Raw genomic sequence first — 23,025 nt, 5'->3', positions numbered from 1 at the left:
AGCCATGAAAACCTATGTCGTCGGCGGGGCAGTGCGCGACGAGCTCCTTGGGCTGCCGGTGAAGGACCACGACCATGTGGTGGTCGGCGCCACACCCGAGGAGATGGTGAAGCAGGGCTTCCGCCCTGTAGGCAAGGACTTCCCGGTCTTCCTGCACCCAAAAACGCAGGAGGAGTATGCGCTGGCCCGCACCGAGCGCAAGACGGCGCCCGGCTACAAAGGCTTCGTCTTCCACACTTCGCCGGATGTGACGCTGGAAGATGACCTGGTGCGGCGCGACCTCACCATCAATGCGATGGCGCGCGACGAGGACGGCGCCATCACCGATCCTTTCAACGGCAGGCAGGATATTGCCAACCGCATCTTCCGCCACGTCTCGGACGCCTTTGCCGAAGATCCCGTGCGCATCCTGCGCGTGGCGCGCTTTGCCGCGCGCTTCCCCGAGTTTCGCGTTGCACCGGAAACCAATCTGCTGATGCAGCACATGGTGGAGCAGGGCGAGGTGGATGCGCTGGTGCCCGAGCGTGTGTGGCAGGAGCTGGCGCGCGGCCTGATGGAACAGAAGCCGTCCCGCATGCTGGAAGTGCTGCGCCGCTGCGGCGCGCTGGCGCGCATCATTCCCGAACTGGACCGCCTGTGGGGCGTGCCGCAGCCGGAGAAGTGGCATCCGGAAGTCGATACCGGCATCCACATGCAGCAGGTCATCGACTACGCGGCCTCGCAGGATTTCGAACTGCCGGTGCGCTTCGCGGCGCTGATGCATGACCTTGGCAAGGGCATTACGCCGGAGCACAAATGGCCCGCCCACCATGGTCACGAAGGCCTCGGCGTCGATCTGGTGAACGAAGTATGCAAGCGCCTCAAGGTGCCGACCGAATGCCGCGACCTGGCGGTGATGACGGCGCGCGACCACGGCAACGTATCGCGTGCACTGGAGCTGCGCGCCCGCACGGTCGTCACGCTGTTCGAGCGCTGCGATGCCTTCCGCAAGCCTGCGCGGTTCAGCCAGATGCTGATGGCCTCCGAATGCGATGCACGGGGAAGGGAAAGCGCTGACGTCAGCTTCCGCGAAGCGCCTTATCCCCAGCGGCCCTATCTTGAGAACGCGCTTGCCGCTGCACGCGCCGTGAACGCGGGCGAGATCGCGCAGCGCACCGCCGACAGGCCGGAGCGCATTCCGGAAATGGTGCGCGCCGCGCGCGTGCGCGCCGTCAAGGCCGCCATTGCCGCCTCCGGCATCGGTCCGGACGGCGCGGACGATGCGGACGATGGTGACGACGGGGACGGTGCGGCATGAAGCTCAACTTCTTCCGCTGGCTGGGCGAATCGCCCAACCGTCCCACGGTGCCGGTGAAGGAGCTGCGCGAGCGCGACCGCCGCCGCATGCTGAAACATTTCCTCGCGCTGGAAAAGCAGGACCGTGTGCTGCGCTTCGGTTCTTACCTCAGCGACGAGCAGGTAACGAAATACGTCATGGGTATCGATTTCGAGCGCGACATCGTGTTCGGAGTGTATAACCGCACCTTCCGCCTGGCTGCCGTGGGCCACCTGGCATTCGCGCCCAAGCCGGCGGACAGCAGTACGGAAAAGGACTGGGTAGCCGAATTCGGCGTCTCGGTGCTGAAGTCGGCGCGCGGCCTGGGCATCGGCTCCAGGCTGTTCGAACGCGCCAACATCGTCTGCCGCAACAAGGACATCGATACGCTCTACATGCACTGCCTGTCGTCCAACCAGACCATGATGCACATCGCAAAAAAAGCCGGCATGGAAATCCACCGCGACTACGGCGAAGCGGACGCCTACCTCAAACTCGGCCCGGCCGACCCTGCCAGCGTGCTGCAGGAAGCCATGCAGGAGCAGCTGGCCACCTTGGACTACGCGCTGAAAGCCAATGTGCGGCGCGCCGCCAAATTGTGGGAGCGCATGCCGGGACGGAGGAAGAAATCAGATTAGCGGCAGCGCCGTCGTATCCTTGATGCGCTGCAGGGCGAAGCTGGATTTCACGTCCAGCACTGCGGGGTGGCGCAGCAGCGTCGCCATCATGAAGCGCGAGAAGTGGTCCATGTCTTCCACGTGCACGCGCAGCAGGTAGTCCATTTCGCCGGTCATCGCATAGCAGGCCACCACTTCCGGCCACTGCTCCACCGCCACCGCGAAGTCGGCGCGCGGCGAACCCACGCCCCCGGCCACGCCCAGCGCGCGGGCATTGCTGTGCGCCGTCGCGTCACTGTGCTTTTCCAGCCGCACGTTCACATAAGCCAGCAGGCCGAGGCCGATCTTGTCCGGGTCGAGCAGGGCCACATACTGGCGGATCACGCCTTCCTCTTCCAGCCTTTTGATGCGGCGCAGGCAGGGGGAGGGCGACAGGCTGACCTGCTCCGCCACGTCCTGGTTGGACAGGCGGCCGTCGCTTTGCAGAATGGAAAGAATTTTGCGGTCGGTCTTATCCAGCGAGATTTTGGACATTTTTCCCCCTTTATTGGTGTGTATACGAAATATTATTGCGTAAAAACTGTGAGAGCGCGAGATGTTCGCAATTTAATACCTCGGGGGCGGGACTATACTGACGGCTATTCTGCCAGGAGACGCACATGCAATTCACCCCATGGGAAAACCCGATGGGTACCGACGGCTTCGAGTTCGTCGAGTACGCCGCCCCGGATCCAAAAGCACTCGGCGCGCTGTTCGAAAAGATGGGCTTTACCGCCATCGCCCGCCACCGCACCAAGGACGTGACCCTGTACCGCCAGGGCGACATCAACTTCATCATCAACGCCGAGCAGGACTCCTTCGCCCAGCGTTTCGCACGCCAGCACGGCCCCTCCGTGTGCGCCATCGCGATCCGCGTGAAGGATGCCGCCTATGCCTACAAGCGCGCGCTGGAACTGGGCGCCTGGGGCTTCGATAACAAGACCGGCCCGATGGAGCTGAACATCCCCGCCATCAAGGGCGTGGGCGACTCCCTGCTGTATCTGGTGGACCGCTGGCGCGGCAAGCCGGGCGTGACGCCGGGCGGCATCGGCGACATCAGCATCTACGATGCGGATTTCGTGGCGATCCCGGGCGCGGAAGCGAACCCGGTGGGCAACGGCCTGACCTACATCGACCACCTCACCCACAATGTGCACCGCGGCCGCATGAAGGAATGGGCGGACTTCTACGAGCGCCTGTTCAACTTCCGTGAGATCCGCTACTTCGACATCGAAGGCAAGCTGACCGGCCTGAAGTCGAAGGCCATGACTTCCCCTTGCGGCAAGGTGCGCATTCCGATCAACGAATCGTCGGACGACAAGTCGCAGATCGCGGAATACCTGAACGAATACCACGGCGAAGGCATCCAGCACATCGCGCTGGGCACCGACAATATCTACAACTCGGTGCAGGGCATGAAGGACCAGGGCGTGGCGTTCCAGGACACCATCGAAACCTATTACGAACTGGTGAACCGCCGCGTGGCAAACCATGGCGAGAACCTGGACGAACTGCGCCGCCTGCGCATCCTGATCGACGGCAAGGCGAAGTCGGAAACCGAACGCGAACTGCTGCTGCAGATCTTCACGCAGAACGTGATAGGCCCGATCTTCTTCGAAATCATCCAGCGCAAGGGCGACCAGGGCTTCGGCGAAGGCAACTTCCGCGCGCTGTTCGAATCGATTGAGCTGGACCAGATCCGCCGCGGCGTGCTGGAAGACCCGAGCAAGACAGCAGCCTGATTTCGGCGGCAAAGCAGCACACATAAGCCGGCAGCCCTGCGACAAGACGGGGCGCCGGCTTTGGCACTTGAAGAATATTGGAGACAAATCGTATGAACGCACCCGTGAAAGGGACGGAGCTATCCGCCACGGCACAGGAATTTTCGCTGGATGACAAATGGACGCTGGAGCGCGGCCGCGCCTTCATGACCGGCACCCAGGCGCTGATCCGCCTGCCGATGATGCAGCGCGAACGCGACCTGAAAGCGGGCCTCAACACCGCCGGCTACATCACCGGCTACCGCGGCTCCCCTGTCACCAGCATCGACATGACGGCGATGAAGGCGAAGAAGTACCTCGACGCCCACCATGTCAAATTCCATCCCGGTATGAACGAAGACCTGGCTGCGACCGCCGTATGGGGCACGCAGCAGACCAACCTGTTCCCGGATGCGAAATACGACGGCGTGTTCTCCATGTGGTACGGCAAGGGCCCCGGCGTGGACCGCTGCGGCGATGTGTTCAAGCACGCCAACAATGCCGGTACCGCGCGCCATGGCGGCGTGCTGGTGCTGGCCGGCGACGACCACGCGGCCAAATCCTCCTCCACCGCGCACCAGTCCGACCACATCCTCACCGCCTGCGGCATTCCGGTGCTGTATCCATCCTCGGTGCAGGAATACATCGACTACGGCCTGCACGCCTGGGCCATGAGCCGTTACACGGGCCTGTGGGTATCGATGAAGTGCGTGACCGACATCATCGAATCCGGCGCCGTGGTGGACTTCGATCCGGACCGTGTGCAGATCGCCATGCCGGACGACTTCGAGCTGCCCGCGGGCGGCCTGAATATCCGCTGGCCCGATACGGTGCTGGACCAGGAAGTGCGCATGAACAGCTACAAATGGTACGCCGCACTGGCCTATGTGCGCGCCAATAAGCTGAACAAGATTATCTGGGACAGCCCGAAGCCGAAGATCGGCATCATCACCGCCGGTAAATCCTACCTCGACACGCGCCAGGCGCTGGCCGACCTCGGCATCGACGAGCAGGCCGCCGCCGACATCGGCATCCGCCTGTACAAGATCGGCATGACCTGGCCGCTGGAAGCGGACGGCGTGCACGAATTCGCGCGCGGCCTGGACGAGATCATCGTGGTGGAGGAAAAGCGCCAGATCCTCGAATACGCGCTGAAGGAAGAACTGTACAACCTGCCGGACAGCGAGCGTCCGCGCGTGGTGGGCAAGTTCGACGACACCGGCGAATGGTCCAACAAGCACCGCAGCGGCCACGGCGACTGGCTGCTGCCTGCAACCTATGAGCTGAATCCCGCGCAGATCGCGCGCGCCATCGCCAGCCGCATTTCGCACTACTGCGACGGCCATCCGGTGGCGGCGCGCGTGAAGGAGCGTATCGCCTACCTGGAAGCGAAGGAGCTGGTGTTGAGCAATGTGCCGGCCAAGGCGAATCCGCAGACCGACCGCACGCCCTTCTTCTGCTCCGGCTGCCCGCACAATACCTCGACCAAGGTGCCGGAAGGCTCGCGCGCGCTGGCGGGCATCGGTTGCCATTACATGGTGCTGTGGATGGACCGCGAAACCTCCACCTTCACCCATATGGGTGCGGAGGGTGTGACCTGGGTCGGCCAGGCGCCGTTCACCAACGAAAAGCACGTGTTCACCAACCTGGGGGACGGTACCTATTTCCACTCCGGCATCCTGGCGATCCGCGCCGCCGTTGCGGCGAAGGTCAACATCACCTACAAGATCCTGTACAACGACGCTGTCGCCATGACGGGCGGCCAGAACGTGGACGGACCGCTGGATCCCGGCATGATCTCGCGCCAGATCGCAGCGGAAGGCGTTACGCCCATCATCGTCGTCACCGACGATCCCGAGAAATATCCGGACGATTACGCCTGGGCGCCGGGCGTGACCGTGCGCCACCGCGCCGAGCTGATGGACGTGCAGCGCGAGCTGCGCGACAAGCCGGGCGTGTCGGCCATGATCTACGACCAGACCTGCGCTTCCGAGAAGCGCCGCCGCCGCAAGCGCAATGAGTATCCCGATCCGGCCAAGCGCGCCGTGATCAACGAAGCCGTATGCGAAGGCTGCGGCGACTGCTCCGTGCAGTCGAACTGCCTGTCGGTGGAGCCGCTGGAAACGGAACTGGGCCGCAAGCGCCAGATCAATCAGTCCTCCTGCAACAAGGACTTCTCCTGCACCACCGGTTTCTGCCCGAGTTTCGTGACGGTGGAAGGCGGCGCGCTGAAGAAGCCGAAGAAGGCTGCGCAGGCCGGCGGCGACATGCCGGCGCTGCCTGCGCCGCAGCTGCCATCGACCGAACAGCCCTTCGGCATCCTGATCACCGGCATCGGCGGTACCGGCGTGGTGACGGTGGGCCAGATCCTGGCCGTGGCCGCGCACGTGGAAGGCAAGGGCGCGGTGGTGCTGGACATGAGCGGCCTGGCGCAGAAGGGCGGCCCCGTGATGTCGCACGTGCGCCTGGCGGACAAGCAGTCCGACCTGCACTCCACCCGCGTGGGCACCGGCAATGCCGACCTCGTGATCGGCTGCGACCAGATCGTGACCGCCAGCCGCGACGCGCTGTCGCGCATGGGCGAGGGCCGCACCTGGGCTGCCATCAACTCCACCGGCGCCACCACGGCGGCATTCGTGAAGAACCCGGACTGGCAGTTCCCGGGCGCTTCGTCGCAGAACGAAATCGTGCGCGCATGCGGCAAGGAGCAGGTGGACTTCGTCGATGCAGGCCGCATCGCCACCGCGTTGATGGGCGATTCCATTGCCACCAATATGTTCATGCTGGGCTACTGCTTCCAGAAAGGCCACGTGCCGCTGGGCGAGGCCGCGCTGATGAAGGCCATCGAACTGAATAATGTGTCGGTCAACTTCAACAAGGCAGCCTTCAACTGGGGCCGCTATGCAGCGTACGACCTGGCTGCGGTAACGAAGATGGTGACGCCGGCGCAGGTCATCGAATTCAAGCGCGCGCAGACGCTGGACGAAATCGTGGCCCGTCGCATCGACCTGCTGACGGCCTACCAGAACGTAGGCTATGCCCAGCAGTACAAGGAGTTCGTGGAGAAGGTGCGCGCGGCCGAAAGCCGTCTTGGCCAGCCGCAGCTCAAGCTGACCGAGGCCGTGGCGCGCTACCTGTACAAACTGATGGCCTACAAGGACGAGTACGAAGTAGCCCGCCTGCATACCGACCCGGCATTCCGCGAGAAGATCGCCGGCATGTTCGAAGGCGATTACAAGCTCAAGTTCCACCTGGCGCCGCCGCTGCTGGCGAAGCATGACAAGGACGGCCACCTGATCAAGCAGGAGTTCGGCCCCTGGATGATGGCCGCCTTCCGCGTGCTGGCGCGCTTCAAGGGCCTGCGCGGCACCGCGCTGGACATCTTTGGCTACACCGCCGAGCGCCGCATGGAACGCGGGCTGATTCGCGAATACCGTGAAACGGTGGAGGCGCTGCTGCCCAAACTCGCCGCCGAAAACCTGCTGACGGCGGTTGCCATCGCGCGCATTCCGGAGGATATCCGCGGTTACGGCCACGTGAAGGAGCGCCACCTGAAAGCTGCGAAGCAGAAGGAGGCGGCGCTGCTGACGGCCTACCACGAGCCGGGCGGCGTTCCGCGTGCGGCCACCGCGTAAAAGCGGCAACAATGGCGCCTGAGGGCGCCATTGTTATAATGCCCGGATGAAACGTCTGTCCGCCGCTCTGGCGTTGGCTCTCTCCCTGGCTGCCTGTGGCGGCGATAACCCGGCTCCGCCGCCGGGAGGAGATGGGCCGCCCGTTGGCAGCCCGCCGCCGGTGGATCCGCCGCCAGCCAATCCGCCTCCCGTCGACCCTCCGCCGGTCGACCCGCCCCCGGTGGAACCCGAGTTCCCCGACCAGCTGTCGGCGGTGCTCTACTACCAGAACCGCTGCGTGAAGCCGGAAGGCTCGCAGCGTTCCGGCACGCTGAAGGACGAATTCAACTTCCTGCGCCGGTGGACCGACCTGACCTATTTGTGGAACAAGGAAGTGCCGGACATCGACGCGTCGAAATACAGCAGCGCCGTCGGCTATTTCAATGTCCTGAAAACGCCGCTGCTCACGGCATCGGGTCGGCCGAAAGACCGCTTCCATTTCAGCTACCCGAACCAGACCTGGGAAGAATTGTCGCGCGGCGTGGAGATGGGCTATGGCATCACCTGGGTGCGCAATGCGGACGGGACGGTGCCGCGCACCTGGCGCATCGCCCAGCTGCAGCCCGACGCGCCGGCGGCGCTGGCTGGCCTGCGGCGCGGCGACCAGCTGGTGCTGGCGGACGGCGTCGACTTCATCAACAGCACCGATTCCGCCAGCATCGGCAAGCTGAATGCCGCGATCTACCCGAAGAATGCGGATGAGCCGCACCGGTTCGAATTCCGGCGCGGCCAGGAAACGGTCAAGGTGGCGCTGAATTCCGTACCAGCCGTCATTGCCCCGGTGCAGAACGTAGCGGTGATCGACACGGCGGACGGCAGGTTCGGCTATCTCACCTTCGGCAACCATAATGCGCTGGCTGAAAAGCCGCTGGTGGATGCCTTTACACGCTTCCGCGACGAAGGCGTGACCGAACTGGTGCTCGACCTGCGCTATAACGGCGGCGGCCTGCTGTCCCTGGCCAGCCAGGTTGCCTACATGATTGCGGGGCCTGAGCCTACGAAAGGCAAGGTATTCGAACGTACGCTCACCAATGACCCGGCCAAACCCGGTGCGCCCCTGCTGTTCACGCCCACGGCGGGCAGTGGCAAGGCCTTGCCTTACCTGGGCCTGAAGCGCGTGAATATCCTGACCGGCCCGGGCACCTGTTCGGCCAGCGAATCCATCATCAACGGCCTGCGCGGCGTGGACGTGGAGGTGCGCCTGTACGGCAGCCAGACCTGCGGCAAGCCCTATGCCTTCGTCCCCACCCGCAACTGCGAAAACACCTATTTCACCATCCAGTACCAGGGCGTGAACGACAAGGGCTTCGGCGACTACGGCGACGGCTTCGCGCCCAGCTGCCGGGTGGCGGACGACCTCGAACATCCGCTCGGCAGCGAGAATGAAGCCGTGCTCGCCGCGGCGCTGGCCGGTCCGGCGCGCTGTGTCCCGGCTGCGGGCGCCCGCGCCGCCGCACCGGCTCCCGGCCTGGTCCCGGTACGCCCCATCGGCAGCGAAATCGCGATCCACGATCGCCCCTGATTGCTGCACACAGCCGAGCCCGTGTCCACCTTGGGGTCTGACCCCAAGGTGGACACGGGCTCGGCTGTGGGGAATATAATGCCTGCTTCCCTAACGTAGCCGGAGTCCCGTGCCGATGATCCGTTCCGCCTTGCTGCTTGCCTTGCTCGCCGCCTTTCCCCTTGCCCACGCTGCTCCCGATCTCACCACCATCTCCGAACGCTCCGGCTTCCTGAAGACGGGACGCTATGACGAAGTCGTCAAGCTGTGTGCGGACTTCCAGAAGGCCTACCCGAAAGCCGTGCGCTGCTTCGAATTCGGCCGCACGCCGGAAGGCCGGCCCATGCTGGCGCTGGCCGTGTCGCGTAGCGGCGCGCTGACCGCGGAACAGGCGAAGCAGCGCAAGCTGCCGGTGCTGCTGGTGCAGGGCGGCATCCATGCCGGCGAAATCGATGGCAAGGATGCGGGCTTCCTCGCGCTGCGCGAAGCGCTCGAGGGCAAGGCCGCCAAGGGCGCGCTCGACAAGCAGGTGCTGCTCTTCGTGCCCGTGTTCAATGTGGATGGCCACGAGCGCTTCGGCCAGTGGAACCGCCCCAACCAGCGCGGCCCGGTGGAGATGGGCTGGCGCGTCACCGCGCAGAACTACAACCTGAACCGCGATTACGTGAAGGCCGATGCGCCCGAGATGCAGGCCATGCTGGCCCTGGTGAACCAGTGGGATCCCCTGGCCTATGTGGACCTGCACGTGACCGACGGCGCGAAATTCCAGCCCGATGTGTCGATCCAGGTGGAGCCGGTGCACGCTGGCGATGAAGCCCTGAAGGCGGCCGGCACGGCGCTGCGCGATAACGTGATGGCCGACCTGCGCAAGCAGGGCTCCGACCCGAAGCACTTCTACATCTCCTTCGACAAGACCGACGATCCGCAATCCGGTTTCGTCGACGAGGTGTCGACGCCGCGTTTCTCCACCGGCTATTTCCAGCTGCGCAACCGCTTTGCCATGCTGGTGGAAACGCATTCGTGGAAGGACTACCCGACCCGCGTGCGCATCACCCGCAACACCATCGTTTCGCTGCTGGACCAGGTGGCGCAGCATGGCGCCGCATGGACGAAGGCGGCGGCGGAGGCCGATGCCCGCTCGGCCGCGCTGGCCGGCAAGGATTTCCCGCTCAGCTACCGCACCACCGACAAGACCACCATGATCGAGTTCGCGGGCTACGAGTACACGCGCACGCCGTCCGACATCTCCGGCGCACTGTGGACGCGCTACGATGAAAGCAAACCGCAGAAGTGGACCGTTCCGCTGCGCGATGAAGTGGTGCCGGACTTCCAGGTCAAGGCGCCGGCCGGCGGCTACATCGTGCCTGCGGCATGGGCCGGCATCGTCGCGCCGAAACTGAAGCAGCATGGCGTGAGCTACCGCGTGCTGCAGGCGGCGCCCGGCAAGGTGGATGTGGAGAGCTTCCGCGCCGACAAGGCCAGGCTGACGCCGAATTCCTTCGAAGGCCACCAGATGCTGGCCGTGGAGGGCAGCTGGAAGCCGGAGCAGCGCGAGCTGGTGAAGGGCGCGCTCTTCGTGCCCATCGCCCAGCCCAAGGCGCGCCTCGTGATGACGATGCTGGAGCCGCGCAGCGCCGACTCGCTGCTGGCCTGGGGCATGTTCAACAATGCCTTCGAGCGCAAGGAATACATGGAGGAATACGTGGCCGAGGAAGTGGCGCGCGAACAGCTGGCCGCCGATCCGGCGCTGGCCGCGGCCTTCAAGGCGAAGCTGGACAGCGATCCCGCCTTTGCGAAGAGCGCGCATGCCCGCCTCGACTTCTTCGCACGCCGCCACGCGTCCTGGGATGAGCGTTTCCAGCTTTATCCGGTACTGCGTACCGCATCTGTCAACTTGCAGTAAGGAAACAAAACAACAGCTTCCCCATTTGGTGAATTGCCGGGGTTCAAGTGGTCCTTTAGTCTCCGCAACACGCGCACTGATCACATAACAAGTACTGCGCGGGGGTAGGGGGAAGCTGTGTTCAACAGGGCTGCGGGCATCACTGCCTCGCCGTGTCCTTCTATTTCCGCAGTGCTCGTCGGTTTGTTCCGTGCGCCGGTTTTTCTGTCAACCGCGCTACGAAAGAACACTCCATGAGTACCAAAGACCGCTCGCCACAGCGCAATACGCTGGCCTTCGCCGTTGCCCTCGCCCTCGCCGGTTGCGGCGGCGGCGGTGGCGGCGACAGCGCTCCGCCTCCCGTTGTCAATCCACCAGCCCCCCAGCCAACGACGACAACCCTGTCCGGCGTGGTGGTTGACGGCTATGTAAGCGGCGCCACCGTTTATCTCGACCTCAATAACAACAACAGCCAGGATACCGGCGAACCCGCCACCACCACCGGCGCCAACGGCCAGTTCACGCTGAGCACCACTGCCCCCGTGGCCCAGATCAACGGACAGCGCCTGCGCATGACGGGCGGCACCGACCTGTCCACCGGCCAGGCTTTCACGCACAGCATGAGCGCGGTGGTGGAAGACGCGGCCAGCAAGCCTTTCAACGCGGTCACGCCGCTCAGTTCCGTCATCGACGGCATGGTCGCTTCCGGCGCCACGCTGGCGCAGGCACGCGAAGCGCTGGTAAAGGTGATGGGCCTGTCGTCGGCCTCGGTGCTGGACAAGGATCCGCTGGCCCAGGCCGCCGCCGAGAAGACGCTGCTGCAGAAAATGGTGGCCATGCAGAAGGCGCTGGAAGTGATGGCCATGGCCGAACGCACGGCAGGGGAGGCCGGCAGCGTGGCGGCCATGTCGCGCGTTTCGGCCGCTGTGGGCGCGGAGATCGTGCGCCTCGCAGGCAGCATGCCGGCCGGCGCGACGCTGCCGCCTGTGGCGCAGCTGGTGACGGGCGCCGCGGCCAACCAGGACCGCTTCCTGAGCAACAAGGCCGCAGCCCAGGGCACTGCGCCGCTGGCAGCGGACGTGGCCAGGCTGACCGAGGCCACCATCGCGGTGGCGCTCAGCCAGTTCCTGCGCACCAGTCCCGATGCCAGCGGCGCTGCGGTGCCGGCAGGGATCGCGGTGTGGGTGGATGCAAGGCTGAAGGTGATCGAAGGCCTGCTGGATAACGCGGTGCAGAGCGCCAGCGTCATTACCACCAGCGTTCCGGTACGCCTCAACGCGGTGGCCGCCTCCAGCGGCGCATCGCAGGCGCTGCGCGACCTGGTGGACCTTACCAGCGCGCTGAATACCATGCCGGCCGCCGCCGCCACGGTTCCGGCCGGACTGGAAAACGTGCAGTCGGCAGTGAACCAGCTGCCAACGCCGACCTTGCCGACCCCGGCGCCAACGTCGCCGCCCACCGCGCCGCCAACCTCCGCGCCCACCTCGCCGCCGCCAACTTCCGGGCCGACTTCACCACCGACGTCGCCGCCACCGCCGCCACCACCACCACCTCCACCGCCACCGGCCGGGCCAACACCGCCTTCGGTGACGCCGTCGCCGCCGCCGCCGCCACCGGCTTTGCCCTCGCCGCCAGCGACGACTGTGCCCGCGCCTGCACCGACCCCTGCCCCGACCGCCTCACCGACCGCGCCGCCGACAGCTGCGCCAGTGCCGGTTCCGCCTCCTCCGCCGCCGCCTGCGCCGACGCCGCCGCCAACGGCCACGCCTACGCTGCCGCCTGGTGCTTATCCGGGAACCTAACGTTACCGCCTCACTAATCGGACGCACCAAGGATCAAGATCATGCCAACTACGAACACCGTCGTCATCAACGAAATTCCGGTCAGCACCACTGACAATACCCTGACCGCCTGGGGGCCGCCGCTCAGCGCGCAGTACTTCTTTGTGCTGGCCAACGGCACCAGCGCGGCCGAGACCTTCGACGCCGCCGATATCTCAAGCGCCACGCTGGCCCGCATGGCCACTTACACGCGCGGCGCCTCCATCGTGATGGGTGACGGCGACGATACCGTCATCGGCTCCGCATACGGTGATGTGATCAGTGCCGGCGCCGGCACCAACCTGATCGACGGCGGCGCCAACCTCGGCACGGATCCGGGCGGCTACAAGGCCATGGATACGCTGAACATCTTCGTTACCAGCAGCGCGGCGGATGCGGCGCTCAGCGTGACGGCAATCAGCAGCAGCGGCGCCGATGCCGCGCAATATGCGGCGGGCTACCGCATCAAGGTGGTGAACGGCGCCGAGACGGGCTACCTGAAAGGCGTTGAGCAGGTCAACGTATTCATGAACAACAGCTACCAGCGCAGCATTGCGCTGGTCACGAACGTATCGGAGGTCGGCGGTTCGCAGGATCCGGCAACGATGATGCACCTGGCATGGGTGCAGGGCAGCGCATTCAACGACAGCTTCGACGCCTCGGCCGATATCTCGTCCGGCACCGCCGCCATGATGGCCACGCACGGGCGCGGCGTATGGGCCGACATGGGCGCCGGCGACGATACCGTCGCAGGCAGCATCTACGGCGACGACATCAATGCCGGCGCCGGCACCAACTACGTGGACGGCGGCGCCAACGGCGGCAGCCCCCCATGGGGCGGCAAGGCGCAGGACGTGCTGCACGTTACCGTGGCCAGCCAGGCAGCCGCCAATGCGGTCACGGTCACGCAGCTCGCAGCCGGCGCCGGCAGCGCCGCCGACCAGGCGGCGGCCGCGGCCAATTACACGCACAAGGTCGTGTCGGGCACGGACGTCAGCTACATCAAGGGCATTGAGCGTGTCAGCATCGAGATCGTCAACGGCGGCACCAATACCTTCGCGCGCGACATCCCGCTGGCGGTGGTGGTGAACGAGGCGAACCTGAGCGATCCCTCCATCGGCAATTACTACCACCTGGCGTGGGCCAACGGCACCGCAGGCGCGGATTCCATCGATATGTCGGGCAGTACGGCATTGCTGTCGTCCGCCCTGCGGACCGCGCTGGATACGCGCGAGCGCGGCGTGTGGGTCGACGGCGGTGCAGGCAATGACACCATTACCGGCACCGGCTATGCGGACAACTTCCGCAACGGCGCCGGCAACAGCAAGATCGACGGCGGCGCCAATGACGGCCCGGCCGGCGAATTGTCGCGCGATGTGTTCGAAGTGACGGTCGCCTCCACGGCCGCCATGGCTGCCGTCACCGTAGCGGCATCCGACGACCCTGCCTACACCTGGATGGTGACTTACGGCACCGGCGAGAAGGACTACCTGAAGAACGTGGAAGCCATTGCGGTCAACGTTGCAGGCACGGCGACGGGCAAATGGATTCCGCTCGAAGTCAGCGTGCACGAAATCGGCGCCGGTGGCGACCTGGCGAATTCCATGCACTACGCCTGGGCCGAAGGCACGGCGCAGGGCGATAATTTCGATGCCGCCAGCGCCGTCTCGGCCGCGACGCAGACGCTGATGAGCAACAACGGGCGCGGCATCTGGGTAAACACGGGTGACGGCAACGATACCGTGGTGGCCAGCGGTTTCGGCGACGATATCAATGCAGGCAAGGGCAGCAACTATGTTGACGGCGGCGCCAATGCAGGCTCCCCGCCATGGGGCGGCAAGGCGCAGGACGTGCTGCATGTGACCGTGGCCAGCCAGGCCGCAGCCGGCGCGGTGACGGTGACGAAGCTCTCCGCCTCCAGCACCGGCGCCGAACTGGCCGCCTTCAATGACGGCTACGAATACAAGGTGAGCGCAGGCAGCGACGTGACGTATGCCAAAGGCATCGAGCGCGTCAGCATTGAAATTTCCGACGGCAGCACGAACACTTTCGTGCGCGATATTCCGCTCGTTGTCGTAGCGCGCGAAGCCAACCTGGCGGATGCCGGCGTCGCCCAGTCCTTCCACCTGGCGTGGGTGGAAGGCACGCAGAATGCCGATACCATCGACCTGTCGGGCGCCACCGCACTGCTGTCCGCGCCGCTGCGCACGGCGCTGGGCACATACAGCCACGGCGTGTGGGTGGACGGCGGCGCAGGCAACGACACGATCACCGGCACTGCCTATGGCGACAACTTCCGCAACGGCAGCGGCAACTCCTATATTGATGGCGGCGCCAATGCGGGGCCGGCAGGCCAGCAGGCGCGCGACGTCTTCGAAATCACCGTCGCCACCACGGCCGCGATGAACGAGGTACGGGTGGAAGCCTCCGACGATGCGGGCTATACCTGGATGGTGGTTTATGGCAGCACCGGCCAGAAAGACTACCTGAAAAACATCGAGGCGGTGACAGTCAACGTCAACGGCACCAGCACCGGCAAGTGGATTCCGCTCGCCGTCAACGTCAACGAGATCGATGCAGCGACGGGCAATCCGTCCGAATCAATGCACCACGCCTGGGTGCAGGGCACCGGGCTGGGCGACAGCTTCGACGCGGCCAGCGGCATCTCTTCTGCCACGCACACGCTGATGGCCACGAACGGGCGCGGTATATACATGGACATGGGCGCCGGCGATGACACTGTGGTGGGCTCCGCCTACGGCGACGACATCAACGCGGGCGCCGGCACCAACTATATCGACGGCGGCGCCAACGGCGGCAGTCCGCCATGGGGCGGCCAGGCGCGCGATGTGCTGCACGTGTCGGTGGCCACGCAGGCTGCCGCTGCAGCCGTCAGCGTCACCGCGCTGGCCGGCGCCACCACGGGTGCCGACGCCGCGGCCCTCGGCCTCGGCTATACGCACAAGGTAACAGCCAACGGCGAGACGGATTACATCAAGGGCATCGAGCGCGTGTCGATCGAGCTGGTGAGCGGCAGCACCAGTACCTTCGTACGCGACATTCCACTGGCGGTGGTGGTGGATGAGGCAAACCTGGCCGATACCAACAGCGCCGGTTTCTACCACCTGGCCTGGGTGAACGGCACCGGTGCGGGCGATACCATCGACCTCTCCGGCAGCACGGCATTGCTGTCGGGCGGCATCCGTGCCGAGATGGCGTCCAGTTCGCGCGGCCTCTGGGTCAACGGCGGCGCGGGCGACGACACCATCACCGGCACCAGCTATTCCGATAACTTCGTGAACGGCGCGGGCAATTCGAAGATCGACGGCGGCGACAATATTGGCGCCAACGGCCTGCAGGGCCGCGACGTGTTCGAGATTACGGTGGCCAGCACCACGGAGCTGTCGGCCATCCAGGTTGCGCTCTCCGACGATCCTGCCTACAGCTGGATGGTGACGTACGGCGCCACCGGTCAGAAGGACTACCTGAAGAATATCGAAGCGGTGTCGGTCAGCGTCAACGGCACCAGCACCGGCCGCTATATTTCGCTGGCGATGCGCATCGACGAAATCCAGCCCACCAGCAATAACCTCAGCAATTCGCCTTACTACGCCTGGGTCGAGGGCACGGCAAAGGACGAGAGCTTCAACGCGGCGACGGACATCTCGTCCGATATGCGCGCGCTGATGGCGCAGAACGGCCGTGGTGTGTCCGCCGACCTCGGTGCGGGCAACGACACCATCGTGGGCTCGGCCTACGGTGACGTGCTGGCGGGCGGCGCAGGCACCAACTATATCGACGGCGCGGGCAGCGCCGGCCGCATGCCGAACGGCCAGAAGCCGGTGGACATGCTGGACATGTTCGTCGCGAACCAGACGCAGGCCAATGCGGTACAGGTGCAGCTGCTGGACGCCGGCATGACCGGCGCCGATGCAGCGGCCTTCGCCGCAGGGTATAAGTTCAGGATCAGCAACGGCAGCACCGAGGTCGATTACGTCAAGAACCTCAGCAGCGTCAATGTCCGGATCTGGAATGACAAGGACGGCGATGGTGTGCGCGATTACTCGACAAACGCCTCCGTCAACGAAGTCACGCTGGGCCGCACCATTTCGCTGACCGCGAATACGGCGCCCACTTTCAAGGGCACGGCGCCCGGCGTCAGCATCACCGACGCGGGACAGGACTTCGGCGCTGTGGGCGGCGTGGTGCTGCCGGGCGGCAAACTGCTGACCGTCTCCTATATCGACAGTGCCATCAACGGCGACAACTATTCGATCTACCTCACCCGCAACAATGCCGACGGCTCGGTGGACACCAGCTTCGGCGGCGGCACGGGCCGCGTCGAGATTCCGACCGCTTACGCTGCGGTGACTGCGCCGGTGGTGCAGGCCGATGGCAAGGTACTGGTCTCGGTCAGCACTCCCGGCTCGCCCTCGGACATCAAGGTGCTGCGCCTGAATGCGGACGGTACGCTCGACACGGCCTTCGGCAGCGGCGGCTCGGTGGTGGTAGGCGTCGCATCGGCCAACGACACGCCGCGCCAGATCCTGCTGCAGGCTGACGGCAAGATTGTTGTCGCTGGCACCGGCAATGGCGGCGCCAGCAGCACGAACGACTTCGCGCTGCTGCGCCTGAACGCGGACGGCACGCTGGACACCAGCTTCAACGGCAGCGGCAAGCTGGTGGTGCCGGTAGGGACCGGCCCCGATAGCGCCAATGCCGCCGTGCTGCAGGCCGACGGAAAAATTGTCGTTGCCGGCACCGTCGGCAGCGGCAGTGCGGCCGACTACGGCCTGGTGCGCATCAATGCGGACGGCACGCTGGACAGCAGCTTCGGCACCGGCGGCAAGCAGGTATTGGCGGTCGGGCCGGGCGGCGACGCCGCCTATGTGCTCACGCTGCAGGCGGACGGCAAGCTGATCGCGGCGGGCTATAGCCGCAGCGGTTCGGCCGACACCAGCGACTGGGATATGTCGCTGGTGCGCCTGAACGCCGACGGCTCGCTGGACAGCAGCTTCGGCACCGGCGGCAAGGTCGTCACCCATGTGGGCAACCTGAACGACCGCATCTTTGCGATCCAGGTGCAGCCGGACGGCAAAATCGTCACGGCGGGCACGATGAATGTGCAACTGAGCAGTGTGATGAGCGGCCAGTTCGCCATCACCCGCTACAACGCGAACGGCACGCTCGACACCAGCTTCGGCAACGGCGGCATCGCCACCGTGCCGGGCCACGGCATGGGCGACCAGGCCGCCTCGCTGGGGCTGGCCAACGGCAAGATCGTGCTGTTCGGCTCCACCTTCAATGACCTGCAGGCCAACGTCAGCAACGTGATCGCCCGCCTGAACGCGGACGGCACGCTGGACGACAGCTTCGCCACCGGCCAGGCCAGCAGCGTCGGCGGCACCGTTACCGCGAACGGCTTGCGCCCGAAAGTACTGGACACGAATGCCGCGATCTACGATGCCGACCTGAATGCGAAAGGCAGTTATGCCGGCGCCACGCTGACGCTGTCGCGCCAGGGCGGCGCCGCGGCGGAAGACCTGTTCTCCGCCAGCGGCGACGTGAGCTTCGCCAACGGTAACGTGAGTGTGGGCGGCATCGTCATCGGCACCGTCGCTCAGTCTGGCGGTACGCTGACGCTGACCTTCAATGCCCAGTCCAGCCAGGGCATGGTGAACCGCGCCATGCACGGCATCGCCTACAGCAACGGCAGCGCCACGCCGCCGTCTTCCCTCGTCATCGACTGGACCTTCAGCGACGGCAATACCGGTGCGCAGGGCCTGGGCGCGGCCTATACCGCCACCGCCAGCACCACGGTGCAGATTGCGGCCACCATCGATGCCGTTGAACGCAGCAAGATCGATCCGGCCCTGAGTACGCTCCTCAACAATAACGTGCCTGTGCCGCTGAGCTCTCTCAGCGCCATGGCGACGGTGGAGGGCACGGCAGGCGCCGATACGGTCAGCCAGGCTTCCTTCAGCTCCGCCACGCTGGCGCTGATGGCGGAGTTCCAGCGCGGCGCCACCTTCCTCATGGGGGCGGGCAACGACACCGTCGGCGGCACCGGCTACAGCGATGTCTTCGTGCTGGGCGGCGGCGTGAACTGCGCGGACGGCGGCGCCAACGCGGGGCCGGCGCCCGGCGGTTCCGGTTCCGGCCGCGACATGCTGGTGGTCTACGCGCCGAATGCCTCTGCGGCGGCGGCCGTGGCGGCGACCAAGCTGACGGGCAGCGCCACGGGCGAGGACCTCGCCGCTTTCAATGCAGGCTACGACGTCAAGGTCGTCAACGGCAGCGAAATCAACTACGTCAGGAACATCGAGCTGGTCTCGGTGCAGGTCTGGAACGATGCGAACGGCAACGGCGTGCGCGATAACGGTGAAGTGAGCTGGGTGCGCGACATTCCGCTTGCAATGCTGGTCAACGAGGTACGGGTCAGCACGACGGATCCGACCAAAACGGCCGACGGCCAGCCCCTGGCCTCGTCCTTCAGCATGGCCTGGGGCGAGGGCTCGATGAATGCCGACACCTTCAATGCCGCCAGTGACGTGAGTTCGGCCACGCAGGCGCTGATGGCCAGCTATGGCCGCGGCGTGTGGGTGGATGGCCGCGGCGGCGACGATACCATTACCGGCAGCGGTTTCGGCGACGATTTCACTGGCGGCGCCGGCACCAACTACATCGACGGCGGCGCCAATGCCGGCACCATGGCCAACGGCGGCGCGGCCATCGACATGCTGCAGGTCTATACGGCCAGCACCGCGGAAGCCGACGCCGTGGCGGTCACGGCGCTCACCAGCAGCATGAGCGGCGCCGACGGCGCCGCCTATGCCGCCGGCTACCGCTTCAAGGTGGTCAATGGCGCCACGGAAACCGACTATGTGAAGAACATCGAACAGGTCAATGTGCAGGTATGGAACGACAAGGACGGCGATGGCCAGCGCGACTACAGCAGCGATTCCGCCATCAATGAGGTGACATACTCGCGCGGCGTGGCGCTGACCACGAATACGGCGCCAAGCTTCACCGGCGTGGCGCCCGGTGTGGCCCTGGACAATGCTGGCATCGATTTCGGCGTGCTGGGCGGCACCGTGCTGGCCAGCGGCAAGCTGCTCGCCGTTTCCTATTACCGTGCATCGCCGGACGATTCAAATTATGTGCTGGTGCTGAACCGTTCGAATGCGGACGGCAGCCAGGACAACACCTTCGGCAGCAGCGGCCGCGTCACGCTGCCGACCAGCTACGATACGGTGGCCGGTCCGCTTGAGCTCAGCGACGGCAAGCTCCTGGTGGCCGTTGGCACCCAGCCGCGCGAGAGCGCGGACGTGCGCGTGATGCGCCTGAACGCCGATGGCTCGCTGGATACCAGCTTCGGCAGCGGCGGCTACCAGACCGTGTCCTTCTCGGCCGGCCGCGATACGGTCAGCAAGCTGCTGGCCGATCCGGCCAGCGGCAAGATCACCGTGGTCGGTTCGGCCGGCGGCGGCGCCGACCTGGCGGTGCTGCGCCTGAATGCCAACGGCAGCCTGGACACGAGCTTCGATGGCGATGGCAAGCTGGTGCTGGACCTGAGCGCTAGCGATAACGCGGCATCGGCGGCGCTGCAGGCCGATGGCAAGCTGGTCATCGCCGGCTCGGGCGTGGGCGCCAATCCCGACTTCATGGCGGTGCGCGTCAACACCGATGGCACGCTGGATAGCGGTTTCGGCGCCGGCGGCAAGGTGCTGGTGCCGGTCGGCGTGGGCTCCGACGTGGCCACCAGCATCAAGGTGCAGGCCGACGGCAAGCTGCTGCTGTCCGGCCAGTTCCGCACCGGCACCACCACCGCGAGCGACCTCGATAACGCGTGGCTGCGCCTGAATGCGGACGGCTCGCGCGATACCGGCTTCGGCACCAACGGCCTGGTCAAGCTGCACATCGGCGACGGCTCGGACCGTACGGCCGCTACCGAGTTGCTGGCGGATGGCAAGATCCTCACCCTGGCCACCGTGAACGGCAATTCGCAGGGCATAGGCGCGGCCTTCCTGCTCGGCCGCCTGAATCCGGACGGCAGCATCGACGCCGGCTTCGGCAATAACGGCTCGGTCTACCTGCCGGTGCTGGGCATCGGCGACCAGGCGTATTCGCTGCAGCTCGTGAACGGCAAGATTGTCATTTTCGGCAGCACCCAGAATGACATGAACTTCAACCAGAGCAATGTGCTGATCCGCCTGAACGCCGACGGCTCGCGCGACGCCAGCTTCAATCCTTCGCCTGCTTCCACGCTGGGCAATACGGTGGTGATGAACGGCGTGTTTGCGGAAGCGCTGAACGAGAATGCGGCCATCTTCGATGCGCAGCTGGCAGCACGCGGCAACTACGCAGGCGCCAGCCTCACGCTGAGCCGGCAGGGCGGCGCCGATGCGAGCGATATCTTCGTCGGCGTGGGCGAGGTGAGCTTCCAGAACGGCGAACTGCGTGTGAACGGCATCCAGGTGGGCTGGGCCAACAGCAGTGCCGGCACGCTGACCATCCACTTCAACGACATCGCGGTGCAGGGCATGGTCACGCGCGTACTGCACGGCATCGGCTACGCCAACAGCAGCGGCACGCCGCCGTCGAGCGTGACCATTGACTGGGTCTTCAACGACGGCAATGACGGCAGCCAGGGCTTTGGCGGCGCGCTGGCGGCCAGCGGCAGCACCACGGTGCAGTTCCAGACCCGGACCTGGGAAGCGAAGCCTTCCAACCTCGACAGCAGCAAGGCGGCGCTGCCGGATGGCGCCGCGGTGCCCATGGAGGAGCTGCACTTCTTCGCCGAGGCATATGGCACCAACGGCAACGACAGCTTCAATGCGGCCACCGGCTTCTCCTCCGCCGTGCAGGCGCTGATGAGCACCTATGGCCGGGGCGCCCAGTTCGCCTTCGCGGGCGGCGACGACACGATCACCGGCACCGGCTACAGCGACCTGATTTATGCCGGCGCCGGCACCAACCGTATCGACGGCGGCGCCAATGCCGGCACCCATCCGTGGTACGGCAATGCGAAGGACATCCTCGAAATCTTCGTCAACGACCAGGCGGGGGCGAATGCGGTGCAGGCGATCCAGCTCGACGGCTCTTCGACCGGCGCCGACGCCACGGCCTACAGCGCCGGGTACACCCTGAAGATCGTCAACGGCAGCGAGATCGATTATGTGAAGAATATCGAGCTGGTGACGGTGAGCATTGGGCAGCCGGGGCCGCAGGCCGCGTGGGCGCGCGATATCGTGCTGGCCACCCAGTACGGCAGCATCACGCTGAAGGACGGCGACCCGACCAAGGCATCGGACGGCAGGCCGCTGGCGGACATCCGCCACTTCGCCTGGGCCAATGGCGGCTTAGGCAATGACGTGGCCGATGCCGCCGTGCTGCCGCAGTCCTTGCGCGACCTGATGCAGGCGAATGGCCGCGGCATGTACTTCGACATGGGGGCGGGCAACGATACGGTGACTGGCTCCGCCTGGTCGGACAATATCGTGGCCGGCGCCGGTATCAACCGGGTGGACGGCGGCGCCAATGGCGGCACCACGCCGGATGGCCAGCGCCCTTCAGATACGCTGGAGATCTATGTCGCCACCACGGCTGACGGCAACGCGGCCACGGCCACGGTACTGGACGCAGGCGGCACGGGCGCCGACCAGGTGGCGTTCAGCGAAGGCTACCAGTTCAAGATCGTGGCAGGCGGCGAGACCGACTATGTGAAGAATATCGAAGCGGTCAATATCTTCACCTATGCGGACAGCAACGGCAACGGCCAGCGCGACCCGGGCGAGTCGCAGTTCCTGCGCCAGATTCCGCTGTCGGTCATGGTCAACGAGCAGCAGGTGAATGCGTCGGATGCAACGAAAGACCCGTCCGGCAACCTGCTGTCCACCTATATGCACCTGGCCTGGTTCAACGGCAGCCTTGGCAACGACACCGTGGTCGTCAGCTCGCAGCTGAGCACTTCCGGGCTGGCGCTGCTGGGCACGGTGGGCCGCGGCGTGTTCGCGGACCTCGGCGCGGGCAACGACACCATCACCGCCAGCGGCTTTGGCGACAATGTCACACTGGGCACCGGCACCAACTATTACGATGGCGGCGCCAACGCGGGCAGCGACCCGCAGGGCAATCCGGCGCAGGATGTGCTGGAGGTTTATGTCAGCAACTCATCGGAAGCCAGCGCCGTGTCCTTGACCGCACTGACCACGGGCATGTCCGGCGCGGACGGCGCTGCGTACGATGCGGGCTACCGCTTCCGCGTGAACAGCGTGGACGAGGTGGATTACCTGGTAAACGTGGAGCGTGTCACGGTGCAGATCTGGAACGACCTGGATCACGACGGCCAGCGCGACTACGCGGGCGACGCGAGCAACGAAGTGACCTTTGTGGCACAGATTCCCGTGCCATAAGG

General features: G+C 65.6%; 9 protein-coding genes. 8 read left to right on the top strand and 1 reads right to left on the bottom strand.

Annotation, left to right across the window (positions count from 1 at the left end):
* The first annotated feature begins 4 nt into the window (after positions 1 to 4).
* Positions 5 to 1,297 (top strand): multifunctional CCA addition/repair protein, encoded by a 1,293-nt coding sequence (locus ACJRPG_RS10480; RefSeq protein ID WP_408000023.1) that lies wholly within the window; start codon positions 5 to 7, stop codon positions 1,295 to 1,297.
* Positions 1,294 to 1,953, top strand: coding sequence for a GNAT family N-acetyltransferase (locus ACJRPG_RS10475; protein WP_408000022.1), 660 nt, complete (start codon positions 1,294 to 1,296; stop codon positions 1,951 to 1,953). The genes ACJRPG_RS10480 and ACJRPG_RS10475 overlap by 4 nt, the downstream gene beginning before the upstream one ends.
* Here ACJRPG_RS10475 and ACJRPG_RS10470 read toward each other — a convergent pair.
* On the bottom strand, positions 1,945 to 2,466 hold the full coding sequence (locus tag ACJRPG_RS10470) for an Lrp/AsnC family transcriptional regulator (RefSeq protein ID WP_408000021.1): 522 nt from the start codon (positions 2,464 to 2,466) through the stop codon (positions 1,945 to 1,947). The two genes, ACJRPG_RS10475 and ACJRPG_RS10470, sit on opposite strands and share 9 nt — an antisense overlap.
* 125 nt (positions 2,467 to 2,591) lie before the next feature.
* On the opposite strand from ACJRPG_RS10470, the gene hppD reads away from it, so the two are divergent.
* The 6 genes from hppD to ACJRPG_RS10440 all read left to right on the top strand — a co-directional run bounded on the left by hppD (position 2,592) and on the right by ACJRPG_RS10440 (position 23,023).
* Positions 2,592 to 3,713 (top strand): 4-hydroxyphenylpyruvate dioxygenase, encoded by a 1,122-nt coding sequence (hppD, locus tag ACJRPG_RS10465; protein WP_408000020.1) that lies wholly within the window; start codon positions 2,592 to 2,594, stop codon positions 3,711 to 3,713.
* Between the two features lie 92 nt (positions 3,714 to 3,805).
* A complete protein-coding gene (locus ACJRPG_RS10460; protein ID WP_408000019.1) occupies positions 3,806 to 7,366 on the top strand; it encodes an indolepyruvate ferredoxin oxidoreductase family protein in 3,561 nt (1,186 codons plus the stop codon).
* Positions 7,367 to 7,412: 46 nt separating this feature from the next.
* Entirely contained in the window at positions 7,413 to 8,927 is a 1,515-nt protein-coding gene (locus tag ACJRPG_RS10455; RefSeq protein WP_408000018.1) for a S41 family peptidase, read from the top strand.
* A 115-nt stretch (positions 8,928 to 9,042) separates the two neighbouring features.
* Positions 9,043 to 10,809, top strand: a complete 1,767-nt coding sequence (locus tag ACJRPG_RS10450) for a M14 family metallopeptidase (RefSeq protein WP_408000017.1) — start codon at positions 9,043 to 9,045, stop codon at positions 10,807 to 10,809.
* Between the two features lie 233 nt (positions 10,810 to 11,042).
* Entirely contained in the window at positions 11,043 to 12,590 is a 1,548-nt protein-coding gene (locus ACJRPG_RS10445) for a hypothetical protein (protein WP_408000016.1), read from the top strand.
* 41 nt (positions 12,591 to 12,631) lie between these two features.
* Positions 12,632 to 23,023 (top strand): beta strand repeat-containing protein, encoded by a 10,392-nt coding sequence (locus ACJRPG_RS10440; RefSeq protein ID WP_408000015.1) that lies wholly within the window; start codon positions 12,632 to 12,634, stop codon positions 23,021 to 23,023.
* Positions 23,024 to 23,025: the final 2 nt, after the last annotated feature.

Source organism: Pseudoduganella rhizocola (assembly GCF_045984285.3).
Lineage (GTDB): Bacteria > Pseudomonadota > Gammaproteobacteria > Burkholderiales > Burkholderiaceae_D > Rugamonas.
This window is presented reverse-complemented; position numbering and strand designations above follow the sequence as displayed.